The organism is Rhodobacteraceae bacterium M385, assembly GCA_025141835.1.
In the GTDB taxonomy this organism is placed as follows: domain Bacteria; phylum Pseudomonadota; class Alphaproteobacteria; order Rhodobacterales; family Rhodobacteraceae; genus Gymnodinialimonas.
In genome coordinates this window covers 3,640,530-3,666,765 of the sequence record CP081102.1, presented here as the reverse complement: position 1 = coordinate 3,666,765, position 26,236 = coordinate 3,640,530, and the positions used below count along the sequence as shown (strand labels likewise).

Here is a 26,236-nt window from a genome sequence, read left to right as displayed (position 1 = left end):
TGTCAGCGCAAATGCGACTCATTCTCAATAGGCCTGCCGTGTCCGTATGGGAAGGCTTCTTTGGTTTCGGATCTGTAGTCAGCACCGATGTTCCTTGAACCGAGTGCGATTTCCTGAACCGCAATAAGGAGCACTTTTGGGCGCGTGCGAATTCTGGTGTCCGCAAGAAGGACACTGTTGATACCGCCGCCAACCGCGGGTCTCTATAGAATGCCATGTGTGACGCAATTTTTTTACGGGCAATGGCTATGTTCTCAAAGGGCATCAGAGATTGTCTGCTGTCGCAGGTGCAGTCTGGGGACCCAAGCTCTCTAGCATGCGCTCGCGGGCCTCAGTGAGGCGTGCAAGCGCCTCGGCGTTATCCGCTTCGGGATCAGCCGCGTCCGCGAGCCGATCGTCGACAAGTGGATCCGTTGGAAGGCCGTTTACGAGCACTTCGTAATGAAGGTTCGGTGCCGTGGTAGTGCCGGTCTCGCCGACGCGCCCAATCATTTCTCCGGCGACGACGCGCTGACCCTCTGCGATACTTTCAGGCACAGTGCTGAGATGCGCGTAGCGCGTCATGATGTCCGGACCGTGGGCTAGCTCGACCACACGGCCATAACCGTTTCGCCATCCGATGAAGCTTACGCGTCCCGGCGCGGTCGATTGCACAGGCGTTCCGTGCGCCGCAGCAAAGTCTATACCCGTGTGCATCCTTACGTTGCCAAAGACCGGATGCGTGCGACGCCCGAAGACAGAGCTCAACCGTGCGCCCACGACTGGCTGCGCGAAAACGCGAAGCACATCGCCATCGACATAGATTGTCGCCTGTCCGCTGGCATCATCTGGCCAGACAACCTCATAGAGGCTCCCGGCGATTTCCAACGCAGCGAAGGTAAGGTCCGGCTGGCCGATCCGATCTTCGCCAACTCGCGCCTCGCGCCACAGCAGGCGGAGCCTTTCTCCGCCAGCCATCTCTCGGCGGAAATCCACGGTGCCGCCCAACATCTGAGCGAGGTCAACGGCAAAACGGGCGGGAATGCCAGCTTCGTCGAGCGCGGCGAACATTGAGGTCGAAATGATCGCTTCACCGGCTACCGTAACAACTTCCGTCTCCGGGGCCATGACTTCTGTGATCATCTCAGTTCCAAAAACTGCTTCGATCCTCACACCGTCCTCAACGGCCAGGGTCACCGTCTGCGGGCCGCCGTCCATGGTTGAGACGACCGTGAGCGAATGGCCGGGCCGAAGCCGTCGCAGATCGTATTCAGCGCCGATTGCCAAGGCGACTAATGCCCGGTCGGACGCAACCATCCCGGAGTCGGCCAGTACGACATCAAGCGTTTCGCCGGGTGCGATATCACGAGACCAAGTCGACAGAGGAGGTTGGATAACTGGCGGCTGCGCGTCGATGGTTGGGGTCTGCAAAAGGGGCAGGGGGAGTTGATCGCGCGCACTCTCGGATTGTACCGTTGCGAAACGAACTGCTCCACCACCTAAAGTGTCGGGCAGCGTGGGAGGCTCGGGTAGCCACAAGGAGGCTTCGTCCAGACCAGTTGGAACTGGTTCCCTTGATAAGGCACCAGTAGCGAAAATCGCGCCCCCTGAGACAGCAACCGTAATTACCAAGCCCGCCGCTACAACTCTCAGCTTCATGTCGTTTCTTCCATTTCTTGTTGCAGTACGCGGCGGATCTTTGGCAGCGCGAAGTCTCTTGCCTCGTGGTAGTCGATCGTGGTGACGAATTGCCCTTCGGCGTTGAATAGAAACACGCTGGCGGTATGGTTCATCGTGTAGTCTCCGTTATCGGTTGTCACTCTCTCAAAGACTGCACGGAAACCCTCTGCCGCCCGTGCGATCTGCTCTTCCGGACCTGTCCAGCCGCGGATTGCCGGGTGGAAATAGCTGACGTACTCCGCCATCGCGGAGACGGTATCCCGCTCGGGGTCCACCGTGATGAAGATTACGTTCAGCGGCGATGCCTCTTCGCCCAACGCGTCAAGCCAACCCGAGATGTCGGAAAGCGTGGTCGGGCAGACATCTGGGCAATAGGTGAAGCCGAAAAAGGCCATGGTGGGATTGCCGAGAAGGGTCTCCGGCCCAACCGCGTTGCCTTCGTGGTCGGTCAGGCTGAACGCCATCTCGGTCAATGGCACAGGGCGTTGCCCTATCGGCTCCGGTGCGCCGGGGCCGTCGACTTGCCACCAACCTGCGAAAAGCATCAAGCCAATTGCCGCGACAGCTGCCGTGCCATAGCCCAAAAAACGCGCGCGCTGCATCAACCTTCGGGTCCGCGCGCGGCGAAGGCAAGGATCGAAACATCGACCGTCGCTTCACCGCCATCTTCGAAGATCAGAGTTAATGGAAACGTCTCCCCTTCGACCATGGGCTCTTGCAATTGCAGTAACATGACGTGCAGGCCACCGGGTTCCAGTGCCACGCTTTCACCCGGTGCTATGGTGATCTCGTCGGTGGGTGTCATGCTACTGACGCCCTCGGCGCTCGTTCTCGTTTCATGAATGGCTGGCATCATGGCCAGTGGGGTCGAAAGTCCTGTCAGTGTCACGGCTTCCGCGCCGGTGTTGTAGATCGTCATGTAGGCGGCACCGGGGCGGTTCATTCCGATGGACGCCCGAGCCCAAGCGCCTTCGATGACGATCTCGTCTGCGTCGGCTAGCGCAGGCATCGTTGCGCCCGCGAATGACAAAAGCACCGTCAACGCGCCCGTGGATACGATCTTTTTCATGCGTCTATTTTCCAATCAACAAATTCAGCTCTGCGCTGCAGCGACTTGCGCCGCAACCAACCGTCGCAATTCCGCCTCACCGAACGGATCAGGCGAAATGCCGTTCACGAAAAAGGTCGGCGTCTGACGAACCCCGATGGTTTCCACGTCGGCGCGATCTTGGTTCAGGATGGCCACGACACCGGGCGACAGCATTTGCGTGCGCGCGGCCTCGGCATCGAGCCCGGCCGTCGCGGCGATCTGTAGAAGGCGGCCGGGTGCAGGTGTTCCGTGGGAGGCCCAGTTTGGTTGTTCGCGCAAGACAGCTTCGAGAACCGGTTCAAAAAACCCCTGCATACGGGCCGCTTCCAGCACCCGTATTGCTTCCTCGGACGCCTCTCCATGGAACGGTGTGTATCGAATTACGACACGGACGGCGTCACCATGCTCGGCCATGATGTCTTTCACGATTGGATGAAAGGCGCGGCATGCCTCGCAGGCGGGATCGAAGAATTCAACGATCGTGACAGGAGCCTCTTCGGGCCCAAGGATGGGTGAGTAGGGGCGGATCATGGCCTCTGCTAGTTCCGGTGCCAAAGGCTCCGCCTCGACAATGGGACCAGGCCTTGTTGCAAACCAGGCCGCACCGCCGAAACCGGCAACGCCTACGGCGAGAACGGACAGGATTAGGCTGCGTCGGTTCATGTTCGTGTTTCCTTCAGTGAAAGGGTCGACAGCAGTCCGATCAGGGCGAAGGCCGCGACGGCCATCAGCGGGATGGGAATGCCGAAAACCAATTGGTTGTCGTCAGTGCAAGAGGGGCCGGTGGCCGTGCAAGGTTGGATGCGCTCGGGGATCAGCCCGGCGTAGAGCCCCATATGCCAAAGTGCGATTGCACCGCCTCCAATCGCCAGTGCGATGCCGTATCGGCCGACCTGCGTGTCCCGCCACCAGAGGCCGAGGCCAAGGATGATGGCCAGCGGGAACATGAAGGCGCGCTGGAACCAGCACAGCACGCACGGTGTCTGCCCCAACACTTCACCGATGAAAAGCACGGCAAGCGAGGCTACGACGGCAATGATCCAAGCCAGCCCGAGGGCGGTTTCTCCGGTCAGAAGTTTCATCTGGCCTCCATTCTGTCTTGCAGATCAGCGAGGATTTCTTCGGCGGGCGTGCCATAGGGCCAAGAGGTCGCGAAACCAGCCTCGGGGTCGAACAGGAACAAATGCGATGTGTGTCCCATAGTGTAGCCGTCAGGTGCGGCCGCTTCTTCGATGCGCTCAAAGAAGATCGGGAAGGTCTCCGATGTCGCAGCGATTTGATCCGGCGTGCCGGTAAGACCGATGATGTTAGCGTCGAACAGCGGGACAAATTCGGAGAGCGCGGTCGTCGTATCCCGCGCAGGGTCGATCGAAATGAATATCGGCTGCACGTCTGCGGCGTCGTCACCTAGGCCTTCCATCACATATGCGACTTCGGACAGCGTCGTCGGGCAGATGTCTGGACAGTTGATGAAGCCGAAAAAGACCAACATCCAGCGTCCCTCAAAGTACTCATCTTGCTGCACCATCCCGCGGTGATCTGTCAGCTCAAAATCGGCGTAGAACGCAGGCCCAGACGCAGTCTGTGCGCGATCGTCTCGAAGATCTGGCCAGAGCATCAGCCATGCCGCTGCGATCGTCGACACGGCCACCAATCCCCATAGGGTTCTTCTGACGGAAAGGAGAGACAACTAGGTTTACCTGCGGTTGGTTGATATTAGTCCCGGCGGATACATCCTCTAGCAACTGGAGGTTCAAGCACGAAATTCTTAGCGCGCCACGAGATCACGCGGACGTGATTCCAACCCTTGTCACTGGACATGTCAAAACCTACACAAACTATACGTATTGTAGGGAGTTGAGCATGCTCACGATTGGAACTCTGGCGAAGAAAACCGGCACGAAGGTGCAGACCATCCGCTATTACGAGCAGATCGGGCTGATGCCGGAGCCGGGCCGGACAGAAGGTGGGCAGCGGCGCTACAGCGAGGCAGAGCTTGACCGTCTGTCGTTCATCCGCCATTCGCGGCAACTCGGGTTTTCGCTCGACGCGATCCGTGAGTTGCTCGATCTCAGCGACGACCCCAACAGGTCTTGCGAGGACGCTGATGCCATCGCACGCCGCCAGCTTAAGCAGGTGGAGCAGCGCATGGCACGCCTGAAGGCGTTGCGTGCCGAACTCAAACGCATGGTGCACGAATGCAGCGGTGGGCGAAGTGCCGATTGCCGAGTGCTAGAGGTGCTGCGCGATCACTCCGAGTGCCTGACCGAACATAATGAAATTGGTGCCTAGAATGCCCGCCGCGTTGGTCTATCCGCTGGCCGCCTTGGCCGAAATCGCGGGGTGTTTCGCCATCTGGAGCTGGTGGCGGTTGGGCGCGTCTCCGGCATGGCTTTTGCCTGGTATTGGAGCGCTGGTGATCTTCGGTTGGCTTCTGGCGCAAGTCGAAACGGTCGCCGCGGGCCGCGCCTACGCAGCGTATGGCGGGGTCTACATCGCAGCGTCGGTGTTGTGGATGTGGTTGGCAGAGGGTCAGAGGCCCGACAGATGGGACGTTTTTGGCACTGTTGTTTGCCTGATGGGTGCCGCGATCATTCTTGGTGCCCTGCGGAGCGGTTGAAATTGGGCCTTGAAGCTATAGTAACTGTAGCAACTAGGTAGGGTCCAGTTAGATTCTGGGAGACCAACCTTGGCCGACGAACATACCCACCTTGCCGCAACCCGACTTCTTGATTTCGACGGGCCCGCAATTGCCGGACTGATCCGTGCTCGCGGCTGGAAGGATCTTTCCCGGCATAACCAGATCGGCGCCGCCTACAACTTTGTACGCGACGTGATCTCCTTCGGATACAATCGGGCTGATGATATCCCGGCGTCTGAGGTCCTTGCCGACGGCTACGGCCAATGCAACACGAAGGGAACGCTTCTTATGGCGCTGCTGCGTGGTCTCGGCGTTCCGTGCAGGCTGCACGGCTTCACCATTCACAAAGCGCTGCAACGTGGGGTGGTTCCTGAGTTGGTCTATCCGCTGGCGCCAGCGGAAATCGTGCACTCCTGGGTCGAAGTAGAGACCGAGAATGGATGGATCAATCTTGAGGGCTTCATCCTGGACGCAACCTTCCTTGCATCTTTACAGCAGGAATTCAGCGCAACCGATGACTTATGCGGCTACGGGGTCGGAACAGAGTGTTTAAGCGCCCCGCCGGTTGAATGGGTGGGCGAGGATACGTTTATCCAGAAGACTGGTATCGCCAAAGATTTCGGAATCTTCGATACACCTGACGCATTCTTCCTAGGCCGCAGTCAAGACTTTGGAGCCGTCCGCGATTGGCTGTATCGCCACGTTATCCGCCATTGGATGAACGCGCGGGTGCGCGCGATCCGGCGCGGTGATGTGCCACGGGTCCCGGGCGTCGCCCTGCCAAACCACAGCCATGGGGATACGAACCATGCCGCATGACCACGGCCACGCACATATAGATCCGAATTCCGGCGACCGTCGCGTCTCAATCGCCATCTGGGCGAACGGTCTACTAACAGTCGCGCAGATGGTGGGCGGGGTGCTTTCGGGCAGCCTCGCACTAATTGCGGATGCATTGCACAACTTCTCGGACATGGCATCCCTGGTCATTGCATTTGCTGCACGCAAGATCGCCCGCCGTCCTGCCGACGAAAAAATGACCTTCGGCTACGGCAGGATCGAGATTGTGGCGGCCTTGATCAACTACACGACGTTGATCCTCGTCGGAGTCTACCTGATCTATGAGGGCGGAATGCGCATGATCGACCCACCGGAAGTGCAGGGCTGGACGGTCGTGATCATTGGGGGTGTTGCGCTGGTTGTCGATACGTTGACGGCGCTGCTGACTTATTCGATGCAGAAGGACAGCGTGAATATCCGCGCCCTGTTTCTACACAACTTATCTGATGCGCTTGCTTCGGTGGCGGTCATCGTGGGCGGATCGCTGATCATCCTCTACGACATGCGGTGGGTTGATCCGGCCATCACCATCGGCATCGCGCTCTACATTCTATACTTGGCGGTTACGGAAATTGGAGCTCCGATCCGAACCCTGATGCTCGGCAGTCCGCCCGACATGGATAACGACGCGGTCGTCGGCGCGATGCGCGGTGTAGACGGTGTCGCAGACGTTCATCACGTCCACCTCTGGCAGATGCAGGAACATGAGGTGGCGCTGGATTGCCATGTCGTTCTGACAGCCGATGCCTGGTCACAGAGCGAATCTGTCAAGGGCGTGATCAAGGACCGGTTGAAGGATGACTTCGGCATCACCCATTCCAGTTTGGAGTTCGAACACGAGGACCGAGCCCATGAACATGCCAATCTTTACGGTCACGGACAGCCTGACCATGCATAGCCATATCGAATTAGTAAGAAATCGTGCAGCCCTTCAAAAGTCGCGGAAGGCGACCCGACCGGTACAATCGGTCAGGTGTCGTTTGCTTAGTTAAGCCCACCCAAGCTATTGAGACAGAACGGCGCTAAACATCAGATTGATCGTCTCTTGGACATCAACGCGGAACTCATCCAAAGGCGAATGTCCATGACCACTACAACCACCGACGTTTCTGCATCTCGTCCCCGCATTTTCGTTCTCGACATCGCGCGGGTCGCGGCGCTTTTGGCGATGGCGGTGTTTCACTTCGTGTTCGATTTGGAAATTTTTGGCTATGTCGAACCCGGCACGACCGGCGCCGGCTTTTGGCGTGGTCTTGCCGTAGCTTCCGCAGGATCCTTCGTTTTTCTTGCGGGCGTTGGCCTTTGGCTTTCCCACGCGAACGGCATCCGATTGGGCGCCTTTGGCAAGCGTTTGGCGATCATCGTGTCGGCGGCCGCGTTGGTGTCCGTTGCGACCTACATCGCGTTTCCCGACGCCTTTGTCTTTTTCGGTATCCTGCACTCGATTGCGCTGTGCAGCCTATTGGGCCTTGCCGCCCTGCGCCTGCCGATCTTGATCATCGCGATCCTCGCCGTTGCAGTATTCTTCGCGCCGGACTTCGCGGCATCCCCGGTCTTCAATGCGCCGTGGCTATGGTGGACGGGCCTGCAGACGATCCAACTGAGCACCGTGGACTATGAGCCTATCTTCCCATGGTTTGCGGCCTTCTTGGCGGGCATGGCCGTGGCGAAATTGGCATCGCGTTCAGGATATTGGGAGCAGCTCTCCACAACCAAGTCGTCGCGCACGATGCGCGTGTTCGGGTTCTTCGGACGGCACACGCTCGTGGTCTATTTGATCCACCAACCCATATTGATATCCATCGTTTGGGCGGCCACACAGGTCCTGCGATAGAGCCTTTTCGAAATGCACTAGCACTAGCTCTAGCTCAACAATTGCATGTCCACCCTTTTCTCAGGATGCCAACAATCGCGTTCCTTGATGCATCTCGGTTCGTGTTGGATACACTAGGTTTCATGCAATCCATTTTGCGAATTCATATTTAAAGCAATGTTGGCCTAACCCACGAAAGATTTCTGTGAACGGGTCAACACAACGGTCCGTCAGTCGGAGTGAGCCGAGTAACGTCGCTTTTTGATCCTCATTCTTAGAGCAATGATCCAGAGCAGCATCAGTCCAAAGCTGCCGATGGCATTCCAACTTGCCATTGAAATAGAGAGAAACTCCCAAGCGACCTGATCGCACATAACCAACGTCGGCCCCGCGTCAGTCGAAAGAAGATCTACGACATCCATGCTCGACAAATTTTGCCCGGAGCCAGTGCAACTGGTGGGGCCTTCCCACCAATCTCGCTCAACTCCCGTGTGGTAAATTGCTATCGTTCCGGTCGTGGCGGCGGCGGCGGCACCGAGCAGATACATGACCGGATGGCGCAAGCCCAAAAGAACCAATATGCCTACCAATACTGCCGCGACATGCGGATATCGTTGCAGTATGCACATTGAACATGGGGCATAGCCAAAGGCCTGAAAGGTCCAAGCAGTAGCTAGCAGAAGGCCCGACCCGGCGGCGGCAACAACCCCAGTTTTCGTGTCGTCGAATGTCACCGTGTCTTGTCCTTTGTCTGGGCAAAGCGAATAAGTCCGCCACGTTTGCCGTGATATTGCAACCTACGTAGCCAACCGGATCTCAGATGACAAAATCAGATGTGTAACCATGTGTAACATGAGCATGGTGATTGGTCAGGTGGCTGGCTAAGCTGAGGCCTCTGGCTCGCGGCATCATGTCATTCGTACCAATTTTAAGCTCCTGGAACTGTCGAATTCAGTAGCGAGGAGGTGCCACAACTCGCTTCAGGCGGTTCCCCAAGTAGCCTTCAGGGCACTAGCGGACATTCAAGAATTTCGAAGTGCGGCATCCAGCAACACCATAACAATCAATAGCCAACCAGTGGGTCGATCTTCGGGCGTCAAAAGCGCGTTATTCCACTCGCCTTGAGGTCCCCAAACGGCGACACTGCGCCACCATGGATCGCTTTTTCTCACTCGACTTACCGTTCTCACGGTTTGCAGCGAATACGCTGATCCTGAGCTGTGTCAGTCTAGTTCCGCTCTTGCTGTTCTATGTTGCGCTCACACCGGGTTTTGGCTCCATGCTTCTGGAAAGTGGTCCAGCATTGCGGCGCTTCCTAAGACAAGTTCTTACAAATGGCATCCCTGTGGTGTTCGCGGTCAACTACCTGAGTTTCTTCCTTTATGCTGTCTCGGCCAAGAGACAGGGGACTCACTCATCGCCTATCCTCATCCTCATAGTAGACTTGCCATCTAGGATCTGCGTGTTTGTCGCGTTGCATGCCTTCATCTATTTTGTGTCTGCCGACTGGTTTGGTTCATTTGGTGGTGATCGATGGCAAGCGTTGCGTGTGGTCGGCCCGACACTCGCACGATCAGCGATGTTCGAGAACATTTCAGGAGTTTACCTTTACGCAACAATGATAAGCGCGGTACCGCTGTATCTAAACGTGATCTCAGTGCTTCTTGCGGGGGATGGACGAATGAGCCGAAGAATCCAAGGCAAGTTGGCTTGGCTGGGAAAGGGCGGTATAGCAACATTGAGTGTGCTGAGCGCATTTGTCTATTTTGGGATCTTCACGCTGCTATTGACGGCGTTGGCCAACCTGATCGTTGCATTGCAAACACCTTGATCGGCAAAGGCCAGTAGTTGAGCCCTCGCCATGTTTTTCGCACAAACCAATTACTGCCCGTCAAGCTCGGGTGTTGCAACCGGTCCGCCCTGTAAGTCAGTGATCAGCGCGCGCATTTCATCGATTTCAAGACGCTGCGCCTCGATGATTTCGTTCGCAAGCGACTGCACACGATGGTCTGAGAAAGTAGCACGTTCACTGGTCAGGATCGCGATGGAATGATGCGGGATCATGGCACGCATCCAGCTAACGTCTTCCACGGTCGACTGGCTTCGAACAAGCCAAAGCGACCCCGCAAACACGATGATCGAGCCGATGAATATCGCCAAGTTCGCCGCTTTATTACGGTACATTCCCAGCATGAACAGTAGCATCACGGTGGCCATCACAGCCCCCATGACAAACGTCATGTAGAACCGCGTCTCGCTAAAGAACACATGATCAAGCGCATAGGTGTTGAGGTACATCAGGCCGAACATGATGGCTGTTGCCGTGCCGACCATCGCAAAAAATCGACCGTATGAGCCGTGGCCTTGGTCACTTGCAGGCGTGTTTCCGGATTTATGGCGGGTTTGGTTGGTCGTATTGGAAACTGACATTCGATCCTCCAAGAGTAATTGTATGAATGGGAAACGACATTCCAGCGTGGGAGGGTTCCAACGGTTCCGGTTTTTCTTTGCTTGAGGGTCCGGCAGGGCTGATATCGCGGTCTGCTTCTTTCAAGAATGCTCTTGAGCTTCCAGCGCAGGAAGGGAGCATGATTGATCTATGTCAGCAACTTTGGACACTGCACCTCGAAGGGACTTCCTCTTTTACGCGACGGGTGCCGTCGGCGCGGTTGCCGCGGGTGCGGCGGTGTGGCCGTTGATCAACTCGATGAACCCAAGCGCGGATGTGGTCGCTCTTTCCAGTATTCGAGTGGACATCTCCGGTCTCACGGTCGGAAGCCAGTTGACGGTCGAATGGCGGGGAAAGCCGGTTTTCATTCGCTACCGGACCGAGGGCGAAATAGCCGAAGCCCAAGCGGAGGACGTCAGCGCCCTGCCTGACTCCATAGCGCGCAACCCAAACGTTCCCGATGCAAGTGTCGCCATCGATGCAAACCGAGCGGTATCAGACCGGCCAGAATTTCTAGTTATGATCGGCGTCTGCACTCATCTTGGATGTGTTCCAATTGGTGACGGAGCTGGCGATTTTGGTGGGTGGTTCTGCCCGTGCCATGGATCCCATTATGATACGGCCGGCCGCATTCGCAGGGGACCGGCACCTGAGAACCTTCATATACCCAGGTTGGATTTGTCCGATGACTTGATCTTAACGTTGGGTTGAGGCGCGTAACTTCGTACGCGCTAGCTTATGCGTTTGTTACAACCAGATCCGTGTTGTCGCCGCTTTTACGCGGATCATGTTGGCTGCGCTCCTGCAACATCTCGCACGCAGACTTCTCGTTAAGTGTTCCTGATGTTACCCGCGTCGCCTAGCGAAGACAGGATTGGACAATCTGGCCTGTGATCGCCTGCACACGCCGAGATAAGGGATGCTAAGGTTCCGCGCATGTCGTCCAAGTCGCGGATTTTCCGCTCAATTTCCTCCAAGTGTTCTTGTGCAATTTCCTTCACTTCAGCGCTGGTCCGGCTGTCATCCTCATAGAGCTGCAACAGGTTGCGGCAATCCGCGATGGAAAACCCAAGAGCCCGCGCGCGGCCTAGAAACGCGAGTTTGTGGGCGTCCGTTTCCCGGAACGATCGGTAGCCGTTTCCACTGCGCAACGGCTTTATTAGCCCGATGTCCTCGTAATAGCGGATGGTTTTTGTAGGAACGCCTGCCATCTTGGATACATCACCGATGTTCATGACTGTCTCTCCTGTGCATTTGCGGCGGGGATCATTCTGCTGCCACGGGTTGTAGATTAGGGGCGGTGGTGGCTTTTGGCCCATCGTCTCCGCCCTCCCGCATTGCGGGTTGGATGCGACGCAAACGAAGCGCATTGGCCAGGACCGAGACTGACGACAGGGCCATCGCGCCCGCGGCAAAGACCGGCGACAAGAGCACTCCGAAAACCGGGAACAGGACACCCGCCGCAACGGGGATAAGGGCGGTGTTGTAAGCAAAGGCCCAGATCAGGTTCTGCCTGATATTCCGCATGGTGCGCCGCGATACTTCAAATGCGTTCACGACGCCTGCCAAGTCGCCAGACATTAGAACGACATCAGCGGATTCGATCGCCACGTCGGTGCCAGTGCCAATTGCGATACCGACATCAGCGTGCGCAAGGGCAGGGGCATCGTTGATGCCATCGCCAACAAACGCAACTTTGCGCCCGCCTCCCCGCAATTCGTCCAATGCGCGGACTTTACCATCGGGGAGGACACCGGCGACGATCTCGTCAATGCCGATTTCAGCCGCAATAGCTTCTGCTGTTTCGCGTTTATCACCGGTGATCATGGCAACCCGTAGGCCGAGATCGTGTAACGCCCGAATGGCTGACGCGCTGGCTGGTTTGACTGGATCGGAGACGGCTATGACAGCCGCAACCTTCCCGTCTATGGCGGCAAAAAGCGCTGTTCGGCCTCTGGTTGCAAGCTCGGTTTCCGTTTCTTTCAGGCCACCCAATGCGATGCCTTCACGCTCCAGCAGTCGGTCAGCACCGACCAATACGTCATGCCCGGCCACTTGGGCACGCACTCCGTATCCGGGGATCGCTTCAAAGCTGGTAACGTCCGCACGGGCGACGTTTTCCTGACGGGCCATGCGCACGATGGCCTCGGCAATCGGATGCTCGGATTGTTCCTCGACGGCAGCGACAAGCGAGAGCAAATCCGCGCGCGTGAACCCGTCGGCAAGTACCAACTCGGTCAATTCTGGCCGGCCCGCCGTGATCGTCCCGGTCTTGTCGAGGGCAACTACGCTCACATCGACCAACTGCTGCAAGGCATCACCCTTGCGGAACAGCACGCCCATCTCGGCCGCACGGCCGGTGCCGACCATGATCGAGGTCGGCGTCGCCAGTCCCATGGCGCAAGGACACGCGATGATCAGGACCGAAACACCGGCCACCAACGCAAAGGTAATGGCCGGATCAGGACCGACGACCAGCCATACAGCGACGGTTAAGGCAGCTAGCGCCATCACGGCAGGTACGAACCACATGGTCACGCGGTCCACCAAAGCCTGGATCGGAAGTTTCGCACCTTGGGCGTCCTGCACCATGCGGATGATCTGCGACAGTGTCGTATCGGCACCCACCCGGGTTGCGCGAAAGCGGAAGCTGCCTGCGCCGTTGACCGTGCCACCTGTCACCGCATCGCCTACGGTCTTGCCTGCTGGAATGGGTTCACCAGTGATCATGCTTTCATCCACGTGGCTGCTGCCCTCGACGACCTCTCCATCGACGGCAATCCGCTCGCCCGGACGCACAATAAGCACGTCGGCTTCCACGATGTCCTCTAACGCCACATCAACAGGTTCACCGTCGCGCAGCATCCGGGCTGTTCGGACTTGCAGCCCCAGAAGTTTTTGAATGGCGGCCCCTGTTCGACCTTTGGCGCGGGCCTCAAGGAATCGACCAAGCAGGATCAACGTTACGATGACGGCTGCGGCCTCGAAATAGACTGCGCGCGCAACATCGGGCAGGAGCGATGGCGCAAATGTCGCCACAAGCGAATAGGTGTAAGCGGCGGAGGTTCCCACAGCGACAAGCGAATTCATATCCGGGGCACCCTTCAGCAGAGCCGGAAATCCCTTGAGATAGAAGCCTCGACCGGGCCCAATCAGCACGATTGTTGTCAAAACGAACTGAATCAGCCAACTGGTCTGGTGACCGATCGTGGCCCCAATGAACGCGTGGGCGCCCGGTATGACGTGGGCTCCCATCTCGAGGACGAAAACAGGCAGAGATAAAGCAGCGGCAAACAGCGTTCGGCGCAACGCGAGCTGAGCTTCCTCTTCCTTCTCAGCAGACCTATCTAAAGGCGCGTCCGCCTCTATCACGTTCGCTGGGTACCCCGCGTCTGTCGATGCAGCCGCGAGGTCGCTTGGCGCGATAACGCCCTCCAGAAAGGTAATCATCGCCGTTTCAGTCGCCAAATTGACCGAGACGTCCAAGACACCGGGCACCTTCGCAAGCGCCTTGTCCACGCGACCGACACACGACGCGCAGGTCATGCTTGCGATGTTGAGCGTCACGCGCGCAGTGCGCGCTGGATAGCCCAAATCGCTCAACGTGTCCGCTGCCTGCTTCAAGCCTTGGGCGTCTTCAACGACCAAGCTGGCGCTTTCTGTGGCGAGGTTCACATGCACATCACTGACGCCGCCAATTGCAGTCAATGCGCGGTCCACGCGGCCAACGCAAGAGGCGCAGCTCATGCCGTCAATACTCAAGGATTTTGACGTCGATGTCGGTAGCATTGCGGCTCTCCTGAAAAATCTTCAGTTAGACACATAGGGATTCCAGTAGCTGGAAGGTCAAGGGGTGGAGAATTTAATTTGAGGGATTGACCTTCCGGCGCAGCAAGCTTGCACATGGTTCCTGAAAAACTTCGAGAGTTAAGGAATAGACATGCGATTCAACGTACCGGAGATGAGCTGCGGCCACTGCAAGTCAGCAATTGAAACCGCCATAAAGGGTGCGGATCCAGCCGCCACGCTGGACTTCGATATGCCTAAGCGAGCTATCGAAATTGAGAGCAGCCTTGCTGGCTCGCAACTTCAGTCCGTGATGAAAGACGCAGGCTACGAGTCCGCAGTCGCCTAGCAGGGGGCATCGGCAGCCAAGCGCAAAGGTTGCTAAGGCAACCCTATGCGGTCGTCACCTTCGGATAGAGGTGCACCCGTGCGCCAACGTCGACGCGTGGGTACAAATCAATGACGTGTTCGTTAGTAAGTCGAGCACAGCCATTAGATACCGCAGAACCGATTGTGCTTGGTGCATTGGTCCCATGGATACGAAGATACGTGTCATGGCCATCGTCGTCATAGAGGTAGAGTGCTCTGGCCCCCAACGGATTGTTAGGTCCGCCTGGCATGCCGTCTGCAAACCTAGCGTATTGCTCCGGATTGCGCCGGATCATTGCATTCGTCGGTCGCCACCACGGCCATTCCGCTTTTCTGGCAACTGTGAATACACCAGACTCGTATAGCCCCGTGCGCCCTACGCCAACGCCATACCGAATGGCACGACCGTTCTCCAACATGAAGTAGAGGTGGAATTCGTCCGGTACGACGTGGACGTCGCCGGGCAACCAGTTCGGCTGTCTGGTGTTCACCAACTGCGGCAGAAAATGCTCAGGCAAGGTAAACGGGTGTGCAGACACAGCGGACGCCCCAAGCAGCCCCGCAGCACTAAGGCCGAAAGAGAATTTTCTGCGGCTTATTCCTGATGGCATCGACAATACTCCCGTAGATATTTTTCCGTCTAATCAACGATCATTAAAATTTGGCTTCCAATCGATTCACTCATTCGTGAACACGGTTTTCAGAAATCAACTGTTGCAAGCCTGTCCCAAGAACCTGTTGCGCGGATCCCATTTATTCTACCGCTGAGGCCCGGACCTCATCAACATAGGCTTGAAGTAACGACTGCTCCACGGCGCCCGGAACAAGGTTGTCGCCAATGATGAATGCCGGCGTTCCAGTGACACCTAAAAGCTCAGCAAGCCGCATGGAGGTGGCGATATGCTCTTCAACCTCTGGTGCTTCCATATCGGCCCGCAATTGCTCAATATCGAGGCCGATTTCACGGGCGATCATCAGAACGGATCGCTCCTCGGCGCGGCCATCCATTCCCATCAAAGCCCAGTGAAATTCTTCATAAAGCCCCTGTTCTCTCGACGCGAGAGCTGCGCGGGCAGCAAAGACGGATCCATCCCCAAGAATAGGCCATTCACGGTAAACAAACCGCACACCGGCATCGGCTTCAATCAAACCTTCAACTGCAGGCTTCACACGGCGACAGTAGGGGCAGTTGTAGTCGAAGAATTCCACGATAGTGACATCGCCTTCGGCGTTAGCAAGGACAGGAGCGTTCGGATCTTGCTCCAATAGAAGCCGCTGTTGGGCGATCACGTCTGCGCGCGACGCAGTCTCTGCTTCTGCGGCCCTTTGATCGAGGATAGCGAAGACCTCAATTAAGATATCGGGGTTCTCCAAAAGCGTTTCGCGCACCAGTTCGCGCACGCGGTCTTCCGTGACAGTGTCTTGCGCCATGGCTTCCAAAGGTAAAACCGCCAACGTCATGACAAAAAGAATTCTTCCAATAGTTCTCATCTTATCCATCTCCTTGTGCGGACAATTCCGCCTGTGTGCGCTCGGCTTGACCCTCACGCTGGCGGTCGGGCCAGGTCGATTGGATGAAAGCGAGAATATTCCAGATTTCTTGGTCAGATAACGTGTCAGCCATCCCGGGCATGCCGCTGTTAAACTCGACCCCAAGGCGTGCCATCATTTCGCGACCGCCTAAAGCTGTGTAGTTGAACAGAAGCCCATCTGTGTGGTGCCACGTATGGCCAGTGGCGTCGTGCGGCGGCGCGGGTAAAACTCCGTCATCATCTGGGATTTGCCAATCCGGCTGCCCCTCAAGATTGGCTCCATGGCAGGCCGCGCAATTGTCGGCGTAAAGAGCTGCGCCTTGCAGAATATCGACGGTGTTTGGCATCACTGGGATGGCCTCTGCGTCGCTTTGCGCTGTCGCGGACCAAATGCCAAATGACGCTGCGGCGAGCACTGAGAGCAGAAGGGCAGAGGCCAAAAACCTCATGCGACCCGTACCCAGGTCATCATTCCCGATGCAGCATGGGACAGCATGTGGCAGTGGAACAACCAATCGCCGGGGTTGTTCGCAACGAAGGCGATCTCTCGCTGCTGGTCGCTGCCAACCAAGAGTGTATCGCGCATCGGACCGAGTGTTTCATCTGCCAGAACTTCGCGAAAATGCATCCCGTGCAGGTGCATCGCGTGGGGAAACGATGTGTCATTTGAAATCCCAAGACGCACCGTTTGCCCGCGATCAAATGCAGCCAGGGGCTCCTCGGTCATCCCGACGGTTCCGTTGAAGGCCCAGAATTGGTTCGCGCGGGCCAGTTCGCGGAAACTCATCATCTCACCATTGTAGATGGCTTGCCGCATGCCGCCCATTGCGCCGCCTGACATCTCGAGGGCCACGCGGGTGACGTCGCCAGATAGGTTGATCATGTGACCGGGGTTCGGGGGCAACGCCTCTGGTGCCGGTCGACGGGCAAGGCTCGCCTGTCCGCGCACCTGAAACGTGACCTGCGGTGTGCCGCGCCCGTCCTCGGCGCGAACCAGATACGCAGAGGCTCCGTCTTCGGCCACGACGTCGACGATAAGGTCTGCGCGTTGGCCAGGGCCAAGCGCGAGGGTGTTCGTGAAGGGCTCAGGCGTAGGCAGCGGCATTCCGTCTATTGCGACGATCCAACCTTCCAACCCTTCCAGTCCCAGACCAAAAATCCGTGCGTTAGCGGCATTGATCAAACGCAGACGAAACCGCTCATGACGTTGTGCTGTCATCATGCGATCATAGATGCCGTTCGTAGTGGTCAGGTTCCCATTTCGGCCGCCATGGCTGCGTTCATGGGAGTTTTCAAACTCGGGAAAGATCTGTGCGGTCTCAGGATCGATCAGCCAATCGTCAAGTACCATGACCTCGTCGCGATCCACGTCGATCGCGTCAGGCTCGTCCACGATCAACGCGCCATGAAGGCCGCGTGCAACCTGCTCGAACGATCTGTTATGGGCATGATACCAATAAGTTCCGGCATCAGGCACTTCAAAGTCGTAGTCGAAGCTATCGCCAGGCGCGACAGCGTCTTGGGTTAAGCCTGGCACGCCATCCATGGCGTTTTCAATGCGGATGCCGTGCCAATGCACCGCGCTGGCTTGCGGCAAGCTGTTCACAAACTGACGTTGCAGCCGCGCCCCTTGAGCCACGCGCAGGACGGGGCCAGGAGCCGTGCCGCCATACCCCCAGATGTCGGTGCGCGGATACCCATTGGGAGCCAGCTGAACCGAGGCAGGCATCGCTTCCAAGCGCTCAAAAGGTATGTTGGCGCGCGCCACGCGCGGCAAACCAGCGCCGAACAGGCCGATAGCTGCGCCTGATGTCGCCATGAATTCTCGTCTGTTTTGCATGATCGCTCATATCCTTTGACATGCAGGTGACCCGGGCAGATCAATCCGCCCGGGCATTGTTTTCATTCAGGATCAGGCAGGTCGTCACCCGGATCCATTATATATGTCGCGATGGCCAATCGGTCCTCTGGCGTCAGGAAACTGGTGCCATACTGGACAACCTCTCCCATTCCGCCGCCGAATACGTCGCCCGAGGGGGTGACACCCGTCTCAAGTGCATAAACGAGCGAGTCGATCGTCCATCCCTGTTCAATCAGATGTTCAATCTGAATGGAGGGCGCGTGGTCACCGCCGGGCAAATCGTCATTGCCCGCATAGAATGCCGTCTCGAGGCGTGCGCCCGCGATGTTGCGGCCCGTGTGGCATGCGCCACAATGGGCCGCACCACGGGCCAACTCGCGCCCCCGGTTCCAGACATCGTCACGCCCCTCAACCGGTTCTGTGGCGGGATCGCTCAGGAAGGCGGCCCGCCACAGTTTGAGGCCCCACCGCATGTTGAAGGGGAAGCCGACCTCATGTTCCGGCGCTACCTCCGCCACCGGTGGCACGGTTTGGAATGCAGCCCAAAGGTCGGCGATATCTTGATCTGAGAAATCACCATAAAACGGGTAGGTGAAGCTCGGGTAGTAGGGTTCGCCTTCAGGGCTTACACCTTGGCGCACGGCCATCGCGAAGTCCTCGATGCTCCATTGTCCTATTCCGTTTTCAGGATCAGTGGTTAGGTTCGGGGAATAAAAGGTCCCAAACGGCGTCGCCAACTCGACGCCCCCTGCAAGGGGCGCGCCTCCTCCTTCAAAGTTTGTGTGACAGGCGATGCAACCACTTGCGCGCGCCAAATAGGCTCCGCGTCCTGCATCGCCTGAAAGTTCAATTGGCTCTGGTGCAACGCCAACAGGCCACAGGAAAACTGCTCCCGCAGTTCCTGCGACGGCTGCCGCCAATACGCTTCCGAGCATCCAAACCCGCACGGGTCAATCCTCCTGCTCGACGCGGTAGGGTGTATGACAAGACGAACAAGTCTGTGCCGCTAAGGCGAACACGCGGTCCACGGGCATCTGCGCCATCATTTCAGCGTCCGGTTCCGCTCTGCCGCCCATCATGGAACTTGCACCACCCATCATGGCACCGGCATCTGCTTGCATGCTGCCTTCCGGCATGACAGATCCTGGAGGGTTCGCCGCCGCCTCACCGAGTGCACCGGCGACCACTTCAAGGCGCATGGCAATGGCCGCGAAGGCCTCCCAATCTTCCCAGACGGCGGGCGTCGCCGATGACGGAGGCCCACCGGTCCCTTCCTCAAAAAGCGCTGTCATGGTCTCGCCAGCATGACTTTCAATAATGGCTGCTGCGTCGATAACGGTCTGGCTATTGTACTCGACTTGACCCTGCATCATCGGGGTCAGGGCACGCACGGCATCCCGCATGGCCATCATGCCGTCCATCCGTTCACGAACGACACCGGTGGCGCCTGGATGAGCTGTCGCGACGGCTGCAGCCACTACGCTAAATACGGTTGCGGAGATCAGTATCTTTTTCATTGGGTCTGTCCTTAGCTTTGAATGAATTGAGTCAGATCAAAGCGAACAGTCGTGGGGGAGGGGGGTCGTGGGAAGGCGACGTGGAAGGATACTGAGTTGCGATCCGGATCGCAGGAGATCTCGTTAAATGGCGATGGCGATCGATGTGCTGGTGTTCGGCCATGACGGCGATCAACGAACACTCCAGACCAGGATGGCAATGGCCGCTCACCGCAGGATGCCCCTCGTCGGAATGGGTGCCAGAAGCCTCCTGAACTAGCTCGGCTTGTTGTGAGGCAACGACCGTCGGAACCGATGTCGGCTCTTCGGATGTATGCGCAGCGGCCTCGCTACCAAGCAACGTTCCGCCGACACTGATCAGCAGCGCAAGTAGCAAGATAGATTTGCGAAGGAGTTCCAGACCCCAATTGCTCAACCAGCGCGGACTCATCAGAAAATCCCGTTCTCGCGCTGCAGCTCACGAATGTACTGCGTGATCGCCCGGACATCTCCATTGGTTAGACCATCAATCATCGGCATGTTTCCAAAGCTCCAGTGATGTGATTGCACACCGTTGCGAACCGCCGATAGGAATGAGCCGTCACCGTGATGGTTAGGCTCGTAAGTGATGTGTACGAGGGGCGGAGCAACACCATTTTGCCCGGCTGCATTGATACCGTGGCAGTCTGCGCACACAGCTTCAAAAGCAACCTGTCCCAATCGCGCTTCAGACGTCAGCTCTGCTGGCAACGCGACCTCAACGATAGGTCCATTGTCGGCAACATCGGATAGATCCGGGGGCTCCATTGAATGGCCAGCTGCAGGCGCGGCATCGTTGTCTGTCCAAAGATTTGCGAGCGCCAACCCTATGCCAACGATGACGAAAGCTGCAATTCCAATACCTACTTTTGACATTGTGGGTGACCTTCAGAAATTGAAGAAACGGCGGAGAAATGCATGACGTTCGGGTCACTTTTGCGCCTTCGCGAAACCCTCGGGATGTTCTGCCAAACTGCTGAGCAAACTCTTGGAAACACCATCCCTGTGAGGACCGTCACCGACCGGCGGCGCAGCAATAATGATGGGTGATTAGCATTGTTCATACTGGCGTCCATGCTCAACTAGAAACACCATCAGGTGTGCAATCTCCTATGGTCGAACGTCAATCCACCGGCCGGTTACGTATGCGTGTTTTTTGTATCTGTATGTAACGTTGACCTTCCAGCGCAGGAACCTGCTTCGTGGGATCGATACGGTTGGTCAAAACGAGGGTTCAGAAGTGAGTGACACATCTACAGGGCAAAAGCCCGGCAACCGATTTGCCAAGCTTGGTATGGCAGCGTGCTGCATCATCATGATGGTTCCGATAGCACTTGTCCTCTTGGGTGGCGCTAGCATCGGAGCGGTGTTTTCTAACGCGGGTTTGATACTGCCTTTGGTGCTTTGTCTCGGCATGCACTTCGTAATGCACCGTATGATGGGGCGCTCGTGTCATAGCGGAGTTGAAGAATCTGACGATCAGCCTGTGACAGAACAATTGTTAGAGGAAAGCACTGATCGGCCAGTGGGACTGCAACAGCGAGGCCAAAATTGAAGTGTTGACCCGCCGAACCCTCTTGGTCGCAGCGGGCCTCTCCGGCACAGCATACGCTGGTTTTAAAGTACTCCCTCTGGCTTTTCCTCCAAGTGTTGACTTTACAGCTCTCGATGATCCGCCCGGGTTTCGCGCCGTAGGTGGCGGTGATTTTTCATCCGGATCATTCAATGCATTTGTGGGACTGGATGGTAACGATACTGAGGTCGAGGAACAATTGGTGAGCGAGCAAGACGTTCGTGCGGACCTTTGCGGCGCGCTATACGGGACGTTCGACCCGGATAGTTCCCAAATTCCGATTGCCGCGTTCTCTGACTACTATTGTCCATTCTGCCGCGTTCAAACGCGCAACCTTGCTGCACTCGCTGAGCGAAACATAGATGAAATAGCCATTAAGTGGCATGAGCTTCCATTGCTTGGGGATGCGTCAGAGGCGGCGGCACGCGCCGCTCTGGCGGCAGGTCGGCAAGGGCGTTACGCCGAATTTCAAGAGAGCCTTATTCGAACACCGTTCGTGGCTAACGATGGATATATCGAGGCCTTGGCCGAAAGCATTGGTGTGGATCACGATCAGCTTCTTCGTGACATTGCCTCCGAAACCCTAACTCGAGAGCTTCAGACGACATCGATGTTGGCTCGCGTCTTTGGTTTCGTTGGAACGCCAGCTATGGTTATTGGCCGCACTGTCGTAGTGGGGCAAATTTCTGATCGCCAACTGTTCAGTATTGTTGAGGCCGAAAGGGCCGAAAATTGGACCGCCGTTTGCTAGAATTTTCCCGTATTTCCACGCCAAAGTTGTCTCTCGTTTTGGGTTTGTTGGCGGCACTATTTATCACCCCACAAGTTTCGGTCGTGAATGCCGCGTCGACGGAAGTGCAGAGAAGCCCAGCCGTTGATGTGCAGCTTTTGACTGCAGAGAATTCAATTGCCTCAGGTGCGAGCTCAATTTCGGCCGGTCTCGCAATATCACTGGCGGACGGCTGGAAAACCTACTGGCGGAGCCCCGGTGAAGTCGGCTTGCCACCGGAAGTGGACTTCACCGGGTCAGAAAACGTAGCTAACGCCAGCATTATATGGCCCGCTCCGGAGCGTTTTACTGCGTTTGGTATACAGAATTTCGGCTATTCGGGCGAAGTCGTTCTACCACTTAGCATTGCACTTGAGCACCCTGGGGAAGCGGTCAATCTGACTGCCCATGTCCAGCTTCTGGTGTGCTCGGATGTTTGTGTTCCGCTGGACTTCACATTCCTCCTAAACATTCCAGCCGGAATATCTGAGGAAGCGCCGCTTATCGACCGGGACGCCGCAGACCAGATCGCGACGTATGCAGCACGTGTCCCAAGCGAAGTCCCATCAAACTTTGTGTCGAACATTGAAGCGTACATCGATGAGAATGCCCAGACGCTGACGGTCTTCTCACGGGGAGGAGATGTGTTTCAGGCTCCGGACATCTTTCCTGAAATGGGCGGTTATACGGCGTTTGGTGCACCCGATATTCGCGTTGGTAGTCGTGGGACATCAGTCTGGGCGCAGTTTCCGATCTTGGCGCTGGACCCGGATTCCACTGATGTGGCCATCACGCTAACGGACGGTGATAGTGCCGCGACGCTGGCCGCAACATTGGTGGACGCGCCGATCCCGGCGCCCTTCAACCTACAGGTCGAGCAGACCTCCTTTGCAGCGTTGGCGTGGATCGGATTGTTCGCGATCCTTGGTGGTTTGATCCTGAATGTGATGCCCTGCGTCTTGCCGGTTCTCTCGATCAAACTGGCATCCGTTGTCTCTGGAAAGAGTAAGACCCAAGGTGAAATTCGTGGAAGTTTTCTCGCCTCAGCTTTTGGCGTCATGGCGTTCATGTGGTTTTTGGCGGCGGTGACCTTTGGGCTTCAGCAGATCGGCTTCACTGTTGGCTGGGGGCTTCAGTTCCAGAACCCGGGTTTCTTGGCCTTGATGGTCGTGATCCTCTCCGTTTTTGCCGCCAACATGTTGGGCCTTTTCGAGATTGCGCTTTCGTCACGCCTTCAAACGCGAATGGCGGCCAGCGGTTCGCGTGGCGGCTACGCGGGTGATTTCGCCACGGGCGCCTTTGCCGCCGTGTTGGCCACGCCGTGTTCCGCGCCCTTCCTCGGGACCGCGATTGCGTTTGCGCTGACGGGGCGCGCGATTGATATCGCCGTAGTATTTACCGGCTTGGGATTGGGGCTAGCGCTGCCGTACTTCATCGTGGCCGCCTATCCGCGTGTTGCGCAGATGATGCCGAAGCCCGGGCGCTGGATGGTTATTGTGAAAGTAGTTCTGGGTGCGCTCCTACTGGTTACGGCTGCATGGCTGATCTGGGTGTTGTCCGGTGTGGCCGGATCCACGGCGACCTTTGTGACCGTGGGTCTAACCCTCGCCTTGATCGCACTAATCTGCGTGAAGCGGATCCCGGATTTACCCAAGTGGGCCGGGATTGTGGTCTTGGCCACCGCGCCTATCGTGGCGGCGGGCCAGTTTGCGGATCGCAACGCGGTAGATCTCGCCGCCATCGAAACTGAATGGACGGTCTTCGACCGCGCGGCGATTGCACGTCATGTCTCCCAGGGCGACGTAGTCTTTATCGATGTCACGGCCGACTGGTGCTTGACCTGTCAGGCCAACAAACTTCTCGTGCTGGACCGCGACCCTGTGGTCAGCGCTTTGGCCTCCAACGGTGTGATTACCATGCGCGCCGACTGGACCCGTCCGAGCGAGGATATTTCACGCTATCTGGCGTCGTTTGGCCGATACGGCATTCCGTTCAATGCGGTTTACGGTCCCGGCGCACCGGACGGCATCGTCCTATCAGAACTGTTGAGCGCTGAGGCAGTCCTTCAGGCGTTGAGCGACGCAGCCGTGCGCGACGTGGCAATTGGCAACTGAGCGTCAACAACGCGAGCCTACTGGTTCAACTCTTGCGACAGATCCTGATAAGCCTGACGCTGGGGGCCTGTCTCTGGAACAAGGGGTTCAGCACGTGACAATGCGGTGCGCGCTGCATCCAAATCTCCAAGAACATTGTACGCATTGGCCAAACGCAGCCACCCCTCAAGATCATCCGGCTCGTCTTCCAAACGTGCGGCAAGGCGCGCGACCATTGATTGCACCATCTCCGCCCGATCTTCGGCACTCATCTGCGCTGCGGCCGCGATATCGTCGGCATTCGGTCCAGGGACGCCGTCCTGCGACAGAAGCATCATCGGCCCGACAGGCTGACGGCCCAAACGTTCACCGATCCGGTTCAACTGCCCGATAAATGCCTCCATCCAAGACGCAATCTCGGACTCCATCGCAATGCGCTGAGCTAAGACATCATAGGCAGTTACGCTGCGCCCAGTTTGATCAAGAGCCAATGCCTGATAGTAGACGGCGGCGGGATTGCTCGGGTCCAGGGCAACGGCCTGCTCGATGGCGGCCTCTATCGGTGGCGTGACAATTCCACTCTCGACGGCAAGCATGGCTTCAGCCAGTTGGGAGAACGTGGCCGACGTCGCCTCTGGGCGCTCTGTACCGACACCAAAAGCATCCACTGCACCGGAGTAGTCGTTCATGCGCATGTAAGTCTGGCCCAACAATATCCAGCCTTGAAATGGCCCGCCATTTTCATCGGCTTCCAAACGCGTCCGCAACTCTGTGGCCAGATCTGCGATTTCGTTCGCAGCAGTCCGTTCGTCACCGCGGTCGGCGAAGGATACGCTTGGCATCCCGGGGCTGCCCAACGATCCGTAAACACCGACGCCGCTTACGCCAACGACGACGACCGCAATGTACATGGCCCAACTTCCGCGCCCTGTCGCCAGTTCTGGAGCCTTCTGTTTTTTCGCAAGCGCAAGAAGCCGCCGTTTGATTTCAATCCCGGCGTCATTTGCTTCGACCTCGCTGATCAGGCCACGCGCCTGATCGCGCTCGATCTCTGACAGTTGATCCCTAAGGACCGCGATGGCACCTGAATCGCGGTCGCCGCTTTCGGTATCTTGCCGCAAGAGTGGCAGGAGCAGGAATGAGACCGCAAGGAGCGCCATGGCTCCGAAAATGATGGATAGGATCATGTGTTTTTCTCGGTGTCTGAAGATGTGTCGAGAAGCGCTTGAAGCGCGGCTTCCTCATCAGCGGTCAGATCGGCGGCCAAGATCGTTTTGCGGCGTGCTTGGCGCATCACGGTATAGCCAATGCCACCTGCGAACAGCGCGAGCACCAAAGGCGCGAACCACAGCGCATAGGTTTGTGCGTTGAACGGCGGGCGTAGCAGCACATAGTTGCCGTAGCGCGCGACCATGAAGTCGAGGATGTCCGCGTTGGTGTCGCCTGCCATCAAACGTTCACGGACCAGAATGCGCATATCCCGCGCGATACCCGCATTTGAACTATCGATGTCTTGGTTCTGGCAAACAACGCAGCGCAATTGCTGGGACACTTCGCGCGCTCGCGTCTCAAGCATGGGGTCCGAGAGTATTTCGTCAGGTTCAACAGCAAGCACTGCTGTTGCGGGCGCCAAGGCTAGCGTGATGATCAAAAGAACGCGCGCGATCATAAAGAGCCCTCCTGCCGGGCTTGGGCCAGGGCTGTCGTGAACGCGCGGATGGCGGCGTCGCCAAGGATTGGCCCGACATGTTTGTAGAGGACCGTTCCATCTGCGCCGACGATGAAGGTTTCCGGCACACCGGTCAGGCCCCAGTCGATTGCGACGCGTCCGTTCAGGTCGGATCCGATCCGCTCGTACGGATTGCCAAGCTCATTCAGCCAGCGCAGCGCATCTTCGGGCTGATCCTGATAATTGATGCCGAACAGGCGCACGCCATCTTGGTTCACCATGCGTGTCAGCACCGCATGTTCAGCGCGGCACGGCACACACCAGGAGGCGAAGATATTGACCACGACAGGCCCATCACCGCCCACAAGATCAGCGCGAGAGAAACCGGGTACGCTAGTCCCCTCCACCTCTTGCAAGATGAACTCAGGCGCAGGGCTTGAGATTAGTACTGAGGGAATGGAGTTGGGGTCCCGCTCCGGGTTAAGTCCCCAGAGGAAAAATCCGCCAAAGATCAGGGCAATCAGAACTGGACTGGCGTAAAGCAGACGTTTCATGGC

General features: G+C 57.4%; 30 protein-coding genes. 10 read left to right on the top strand and 20 right to left on the bottom strand.

Annotation, left to right across the window (positions count from 1 at the left end):
- Window positions 1–264: 264 nt before the first annotated feature.
- Genes K3728_18015 through K3728_17990 form a run of 6 tightly spaced genes read right to left on the bottom strand, consistent with a single transcriptional unit; the run spans window position 265 to window position 4,403 of the window.
- On the bottom strand, window positions 265–1,638 hold the full coding sequence (locus tag K3728_18015) for a M23 family metallopeptidase (protein UWQ95536.1): 1,374 nt from the start codon (window positions 1,636–1,638) through the stop codon (window positions 265–267).
- The gene (locus K3728_18010; GenBank protein UWQ95535.1) at window positions 1,635–2,261 is read right to left on the bottom strand and encodes an SCO family protein; all 627 of its coding nucleotides are present in this window, start codon (window positions 2,259–2,261) and stop codon (window positions 1,635–1,637) included. Before K3728_18010 ends, K3728_18015 begins: the two co-directional genes overlap by 4 nt.
- Window positions 2,261–2,728, bottom strand: coding sequence for a copper chaperone PCu(A)C (locus K3728_18005; protein UWQ95534.1), 468 nt, complete (start codon window positions 2,726–2,728; stop codon window positions 2,261–2,263). The genes K3728_18010 and K3728_18005 overlap by 1 nt, the downstream gene beginning before the upstream one ends.
- Before the next feature lie 24 nt (window positions 2,729–2,752).
- Window positions 2,753–3,412, bottom strand: a complete 660-nt coding sequence (locus K3728_18000; GenBank protein ID UWQ95533.1) for a thioredoxin domain-containing protein — start codon at window positions 3,410–3,412, stop codon at window positions 2,753–2,755.
- Entirely contained in the window at window positions 3,409–3,831 is a 423-nt protein-coding gene (locus tag K3728_17995) for a disulfide bond formation protein B (protein ID UWQ95532.1), read from the bottom strand. Before K3728_17995 ends, K3728_18000 begins: the two co-directional genes overlap by 4 nt.
- Window positions 3,828–4,403, bottom strand: coding sequence for an SCO family protein (locus tag K3728_17990; protein ID UWQ97623.1), 576 nt, complete (start codon window positions 4,401–4,403; stop codon window positions 3,828–3,830). The genes K3728_17995 and K3728_17990 overlap by 4 nt, the downstream gene beginning before the upstream one ends.
- A gap of 209 nt (window positions 4,404–4,612) precedes the next feature.
- Between K3728_17990 and K3728_17985 the strand changes: the two genes are divergently transcribed.
- The 5 genes from K3728_17985 (at window position 4,613) to K3728_17965 (ending at window position 8,064) form a co-directional block, all read left to right on the top strand.
- On the top strand, window positions 4,613–5,041 hold the full coding sequence (locus K3728_17985) for a helix-turn-helix domain-containing protein (GenBank protein ID UWQ95531.1): 429 nt from the start codon (window positions 4,613–4,615) through the stop codon (window positions 5,039–5,041).
- A gap of 1 nt (window position 5,042) precedes the next feature.
- On the top strand, window positions 5,043–5,369 hold the full coding sequence (locus K3728_17980) for a YnfA family protein (protein ID UWQ97622.1): 327 nt from the start codon (window positions 5,043–5,045) through the stop codon (window positions 5,367–5,369).
- Window positions 5,370–5,438: 69 nt separating this feature from the next.
- Complete coding sequence (locus K3728_17975) at window positions 5,439–6,209, top strand: transglutaminase family protein (protein UWQ95530.1); 771 nt, start codon at window positions 5,439–5,441, stop codon at window positions 6,207–6,209.
- Entirely contained in the window at window positions 6,199–7,128 is a 930-nt protein-coding gene (locus K3728_17970; protein UWQ95529.1) for a cation diffusion facilitator family transporter, read from the top strand. Before K3728_17975 ends, K3728_17970 begins: the two co-directional genes overlap by 11 nt.
- A 186-nt stretch (window positions 7,129–7,314) precedes the next feature.
- The gene (locus K3728_17965; protein UWQ95528.1) at window positions 7,315–8,064 is read left to right on the top strand and encodes a DUF1624 domain-containing protein; all 750 of its coding nucleotides are present in this window, start codon (window positions 7,315–7,317) and stop codon (window positions 8,062–8,064) included.
- Window positions 8,065–8,273: 209 nt separating this feature from the next.
- Here the strand turns inward: K3728_17965 and K3728_17960 are convergent, their stop codons facing one another.
- Complete coding sequence (locus K3728_17960) at window positions 8,274–8,777, bottom strand: disulfide bond formation protein B (GenBank protein ID UWQ95527.1); 504 nt, start codon at window positions 8,775–8,777, stop codon at window positions 8,274–8,276.
- Window positions 8,778–9,196: 419 nt separating this feature from the next.
- Here K3728_17960 and K3728_17955 point away from each other — a divergent pair, with 419 nt between their 5' ends.
- Complete coding sequence (locus K3728_17955; protein ID UWQ95526.1) at window positions 9,197–9,874, top strand: hypothetical protein; 678 nt, start codon at window positions 9,197–9,199, stop codon at window positions 9,872–9,874.
- 50 nt (window positions 9,875–9,924) lie between these two features.
- On the opposite strand, the gene K3728_17950 is transcribed toward K3728_17955, so the two are convergent.
- Window positions 9,925–10,377 carry a DUF305 domain-containing protein gene (locus tag K3728_17950; GenBank protein UWQ97621.1) on the bottom strand — a complete coding sequence of 151 codons (453 nt, stop codon included), beginning with the start codon at window positions 10,375–10,377 and terminating at the stop codon, window positions 9,925–9,927.
- A gap of 265 nt (window positions 10,378–10,642) precedes the next feature.
- Between K3728_17950 and petA the strand changes: the two genes are divergently transcribed.
- On the top strand, window positions 10,643–11,203 hold the full coding sequence (gene petA, locus K3728_17945; protein ID UWQ95525.1) for a ubiquinol-cytochrome c reductase iron-sulfur subunit: 561 nt from the start codon (window positions 10,643–10,645) through the stop codon (window positions 11,201–11,203).
- Window positions 11,204–11,322: 119 nt separating this feature from the next.
- Here the strand turns inward: petA and cueR are convergent, their stop codons facing one another.
- Window positions 11,323–11,727 carry a Cu(I)-responsive transcriptional regulator gene (cueR, locus tag K3728_17940; protein ID UWQ95524.1) on the bottom strand — a complete coding sequence of 135 codons (405 nt, stop codon included), beginning with the start codon at window positions 11,725–11,727 and terminating at the stop codon, window positions 11,323–11,325.
- A gap of 31 nt (window positions 11,728–11,758) precedes the next feature.
- Window positions 11,759–14,281 (bottom strand): heavy metal translocating P-type ATPase, encoded by a 2,523-nt coding sequence (locus tag K3728_17935; GenBank protein UWQ95523.1) that lies wholly within the window; start codon window positions 14,279–14,281, stop codon window positions 11,759–11,761.
- 151 nt (window positions 14,282–14,432) lie between these two features.
- Here K3728_17935 and K3728_17930 point away from each other — a divergent pair, with 151 nt between their 5' ends.
- Window positions 14,433–14,627, top strand: coding sequence for a heavy-metal-associated domain-containing protein (locus K3728_17930; protein ID UWQ95522.1), 195 nt, complete (start codon window positions 14,433–14,435; stop codon window positions 14,625–14,627).
- Window positions 14,628–14,670: 43 nt separating this feature from the next.
- Here K3728_17930 and K3728_17925 read toward each other — a convergent pair whose 3' ends face one another.
- The 7 genes from K3728_17925 to K3728_17895 form a co-directional block, all read right to left on the bottom strand.
- A complete protein-coding gene (locus tag K3728_17925; protein UWQ95521.1) occupies window positions 14,671–15,258 on the bottom strand; it encodes a L,D-transpeptidase in 588 nt (195 codons plus the stop codon).
- A gap of 142 nt (window positions 15,259–15,400) precedes the next feature.
- Window positions 15,401–16,147, bottom strand: coding sequence for a DsbA family protein (locus tag K3728_17920; protein ID UWQ95520.1), 747 nt, complete (start codon window positions 16,145–16,147; stop codon window positions 15,401–15,403).
- Window positions 16,140–16,628 (bottom strand): cytochrome c, encoded by a 489-nt coding sequence (locus K3728_17915; GenBank protein UWQ95519.1) that lies wholly within the window; start codon window positions 16,626–16,628, stop codon window positions 16,140–16,142. Before K3728_17915 ends, K3728_17920 begins: the two co-directional genes overlap by 8 nt.
- Window positions 16,625–17,998, bottom strand: coding sequence for a multicopper oxidase family protein (locus K3728_17910; protein ID UWQ97620.1), 1,374 nt, complete (start codon window positions 17,996–17,998; stop codon window positions 16,625–16,627). The genes K3728_17915 and K3728_17910 overlap by 4 nt, the downstream gene beginning before the upstream one ends.
- An 83-nt stretch (window positions 17,999–18,081) precedes the next feature.
- Window positions 18,082–18,975 carry a cytochrome c gene (locus K3728_17905; protein ID UWQ95518.1) on the bottom strand — a complete coding sequence of 298 codons (894 nt, stop codon included), beginning with the start codon at window positions 18,973–18,975 and terminating at the stop codon, window positions 18,082–18,084.
- A gap of 15 nt (window positions 18,976–18,990) precedes the next feature.
- Entirely contained in the window at window positions 18,991–19,557 is a 567-nt protein-coding gene (locus K3728_17900; protein UWQ95517.1) for a cytochrome c, read from the bottom strand.
- A 429-nt stretch (window positions 19,558–19,986) separates the two neighbouring features.
- The gene (locus K3728_17895) at window positions 19,987–20,451 is read right to left on the bottom strand and encodes a cytochrome c (protein UWQ95516.1); all 465 of its coding nucleotides are present in this window, start codon (window positions 20,449–20,451) and stop codon (window positions 19,987–19,989) included.
- A gap of 674 nt (window positions 20,452–21,125) precedes the next feature.
- On the opposite strand from K3728_17895, the gene K3728_17890 reads away from it, so the two are divergent.
- Both K3728_17890 and K3728_17885 read left to right on the top strand, forming a co-directional pair.
- Entirely contained in the window at window positions 21,126–21,899 is a 774-nt protein-coding gene (locus K3728_17890; protein UWQ97619.1) for a DsbA family protein, read from the top strand.
- 38 nt (window positions 21,900–21,937) lie between these two features.
- Window positions 21,938–24,031, top strand: coding sequence for a thioredoxin family protein (locus K3728_17885; protein ID UWQ97618.1), 2,094 nt, complete (start codon window positions 21,938–21,940; stop codon window positions 24,029–24,031).
- A gap of 17 nt (window positions 24,032–24,048) precedes the next feature.
- On the opposite strand, the gene ccmI is transcribed toward K3728_17885, so the two are convergent.
- The 3 genes from ccmI to K3728_17870 are packed head-to-tail and all read right to left on the bottom strand — an operon-like array spanning window position 24,049 to window position 26,233.
- Window positions 24,049–25,197, bottom strand: a complete 1,149-nt coding sequence (gene ccmI / locus K3728_17880; protein UWQ95515.1) for a c-type cytochrome biogenesis protein CcmI — start codon at window positions 25,195–25,197, stop codon at window positions 24,049–24,051.
- Window positions 25,194–25,679, bottom strand: coding sequence for a cytochrome c-type biogenesis protein CcmH (locus tag K3728_17875; GenBank protein UWQ95514.1), 486 nt, complete (start codon window positions 25,677–25,679; stop codon window positions 25,194–25,196). Before K3728_17875 ends, ccmI begins: the two co-directional genes overlap by 4 nt.
- Window positions 25,676–26,233, bottom strand: coding sequence for a DsbE family thiol:disulfide interchange protein (locus K3728_17870; protein UWQ95513.1), 558 nt, complete (start codon window positions 26,231–26,233; stop codon window positions 25,676–25,678). Before K3728_17870 ends, K3728_17875 begins: the two co-directional genes overlap by 4 nt.
- Between the last annotated feature and the right edge of the window lie 3 nt (window positions 26,234–26,236).

Bases quoted from the DNA above. Each gene is read 5' to 3' on its own strand.
- K3728_17900 (UWQ95517.1), bottom strand. From the start codon at position 19,557: ATGAAAAAGATACTGATCTCCGCAACCGTATTTAGCGTAGTGGCTGCA.
- K3728_18000 (UWQ95533.1), bottom strand. From the start codon at position 3,412: ATGAACCGACGCAGCCTAATCCTGTCCGTTCTCGCCGTAGGCGTTGCC.
- K3728_17895 (UWQ95516.1), bottom strand. From the start codon at position 20,451: ATGTCAAAAGTAGGTATTGGAATTGCAGCTTTCGTCATCGTTGGCATA.
- K3728_17930 (UWQ95522.1), top strand. From the start codon at position 14,433: ATGCGATTCAACGTACCGGAGATGAGCTGCGGCCACTGCAAGTCAGCA.
- K3728_18005 (UWQ95534.1), bottom strand. From the start codon at position 2,728: ATGAAAAAGATCGTATCCACGGGCGCGTTGACGGTGCTTTTGTCATTC.
- K3728_17925 (UWQ95521.1), bottom strand. From the start codon at position 15,258: ATGCCATCAGGAATAAGCCGCAGAAAATTCTCTTTCGGCCTTAGTGCT.
- K3728_17870 (UWQ95513.1), bottom strand. From the start codon at position 26,233: ATGAAACGTCTGCTTTACGCCAGTCCAGTTCTGATTGCCCTGATCTTT.
- K3728_17970 (UWQ95529.1), top strand. From the start codon at position 6,199: ATGCCGCATGACCACGGCCACGCACATATAGATCCGAATTCCGGCGAC.
- K3728_17910 (UWQ97620.1), bottom strand. From the start codon at position 17,998: ATGGCGACATCAGGCGCAGCTATCGGCCTGTTCGGCGCTGGTTTGCCG.
- K3728_17935 (UWQ95523.1), bottom strand. From the start codon at position 14,281: ATGCTACCGACATCGACGTCAAAATCCTTGAGTATTGACGGCATGAGC.
- K3728_18010 (UWQ95535.1), bottom strand. From the start codon at position 2,261: ATGCAGCGCGCGCGTTTTTTGGGCTATGGCACGGCAGCTGTCGCGGCA.
- ccmI (UWQ95515.1), bottom strand. From the start codon at position 25,197: ATGATCCTATCCATCATTTTCGGAGCCATGGCGCTCCTTGCGGTCTCA.
- cueR (UWQ95524.1), bottom strand. From the start codon at position 11,727: ATGAACATCGGTGATGTATCCAAGATGGCAGGCGTTCCTACAAAAACC.
- K3728_17980 (UWQ97622.1), top strand. From the start codon at position 5,043: ATGCCCGCCGCGTTGGTCTATCCGCTGGCCGCCTTGGCCGAAATCGCG.
- K3728_17905 (UWQ95518.1), bottom strand. From the start codon at position 18,975: ATGCTCGGAAGCGTATTGGCGGCAGCCGTCGCAGGAACTGCGGGAGCA.
- K3728_17995 (UWQ95532.1), bottom strand. From the start codon at position 3,831: ATGAAACTTCTGACCGGAGAAACCGCCCTCGGGCTGGCTTGGATCATT.
- K3728_18015 (UWQ95536.1), bottom strand. From the start codon at position 1,638: ATGAAGCTGAGAGTTGTAGCGGCGGGCTTGGTAATTACGGTTGCTGTC.
- K3728_17965 (UWQ95528.1), top strand. From the start codon at position 7,315: ATGACCACTACAACCACCGACGTTTCTGCATCTCGTCCCCGCATTTTC.
- K3728_17955 (UWQ95526.1), top strand. From the start codon at position 9,197: ATGGATCGCTTTTTCTCACTCGACTTACCGTTCTCACGGTTTGCAGCG.
- K3728_17875 (UWQ95514.1), bottom strand. From the start codon at position 25,679: ATGATCGCGCGCGTTCTTTTGATCATCACGCTAGCCTTGGCGCCCGCA.
- petA (UWQ95525.1), top strand. From the start codon at position 10,643: ATGTCAGCAACTTTGGACACTGCACCTCGAAGGGACTTCCTCTTTTAC.
- K3728_17985 (UWQ95531.1), top strand. From the start codon at position 4,613: ATGCTCACGATTGGAACTCTGGCGAAGAAAACCGGCACGAAGGTGCAG.
- K3728_17950 (UWQ97621.1), bottom strand. From the start codon at position 10,377: ATGGTCGGCACGGCAACAGCCATCATGTTCGGCCTGATGTACCTCAAC.
- K3728_17915 (UWQ95519.1), bottom strand. From the start codon at position 16,628: ATGAGGTTTTTGGCCTCTGCCCTTCTGCTCTCAGTGCTCGCCGCAGCG.
- K3728_17920 (UWQ95520.1), bottom strand. From the start codon at position 16,147: ATGGATAAGATGAGAACTATTGGAAGAATTCTTTTTGTCATGACGTTG.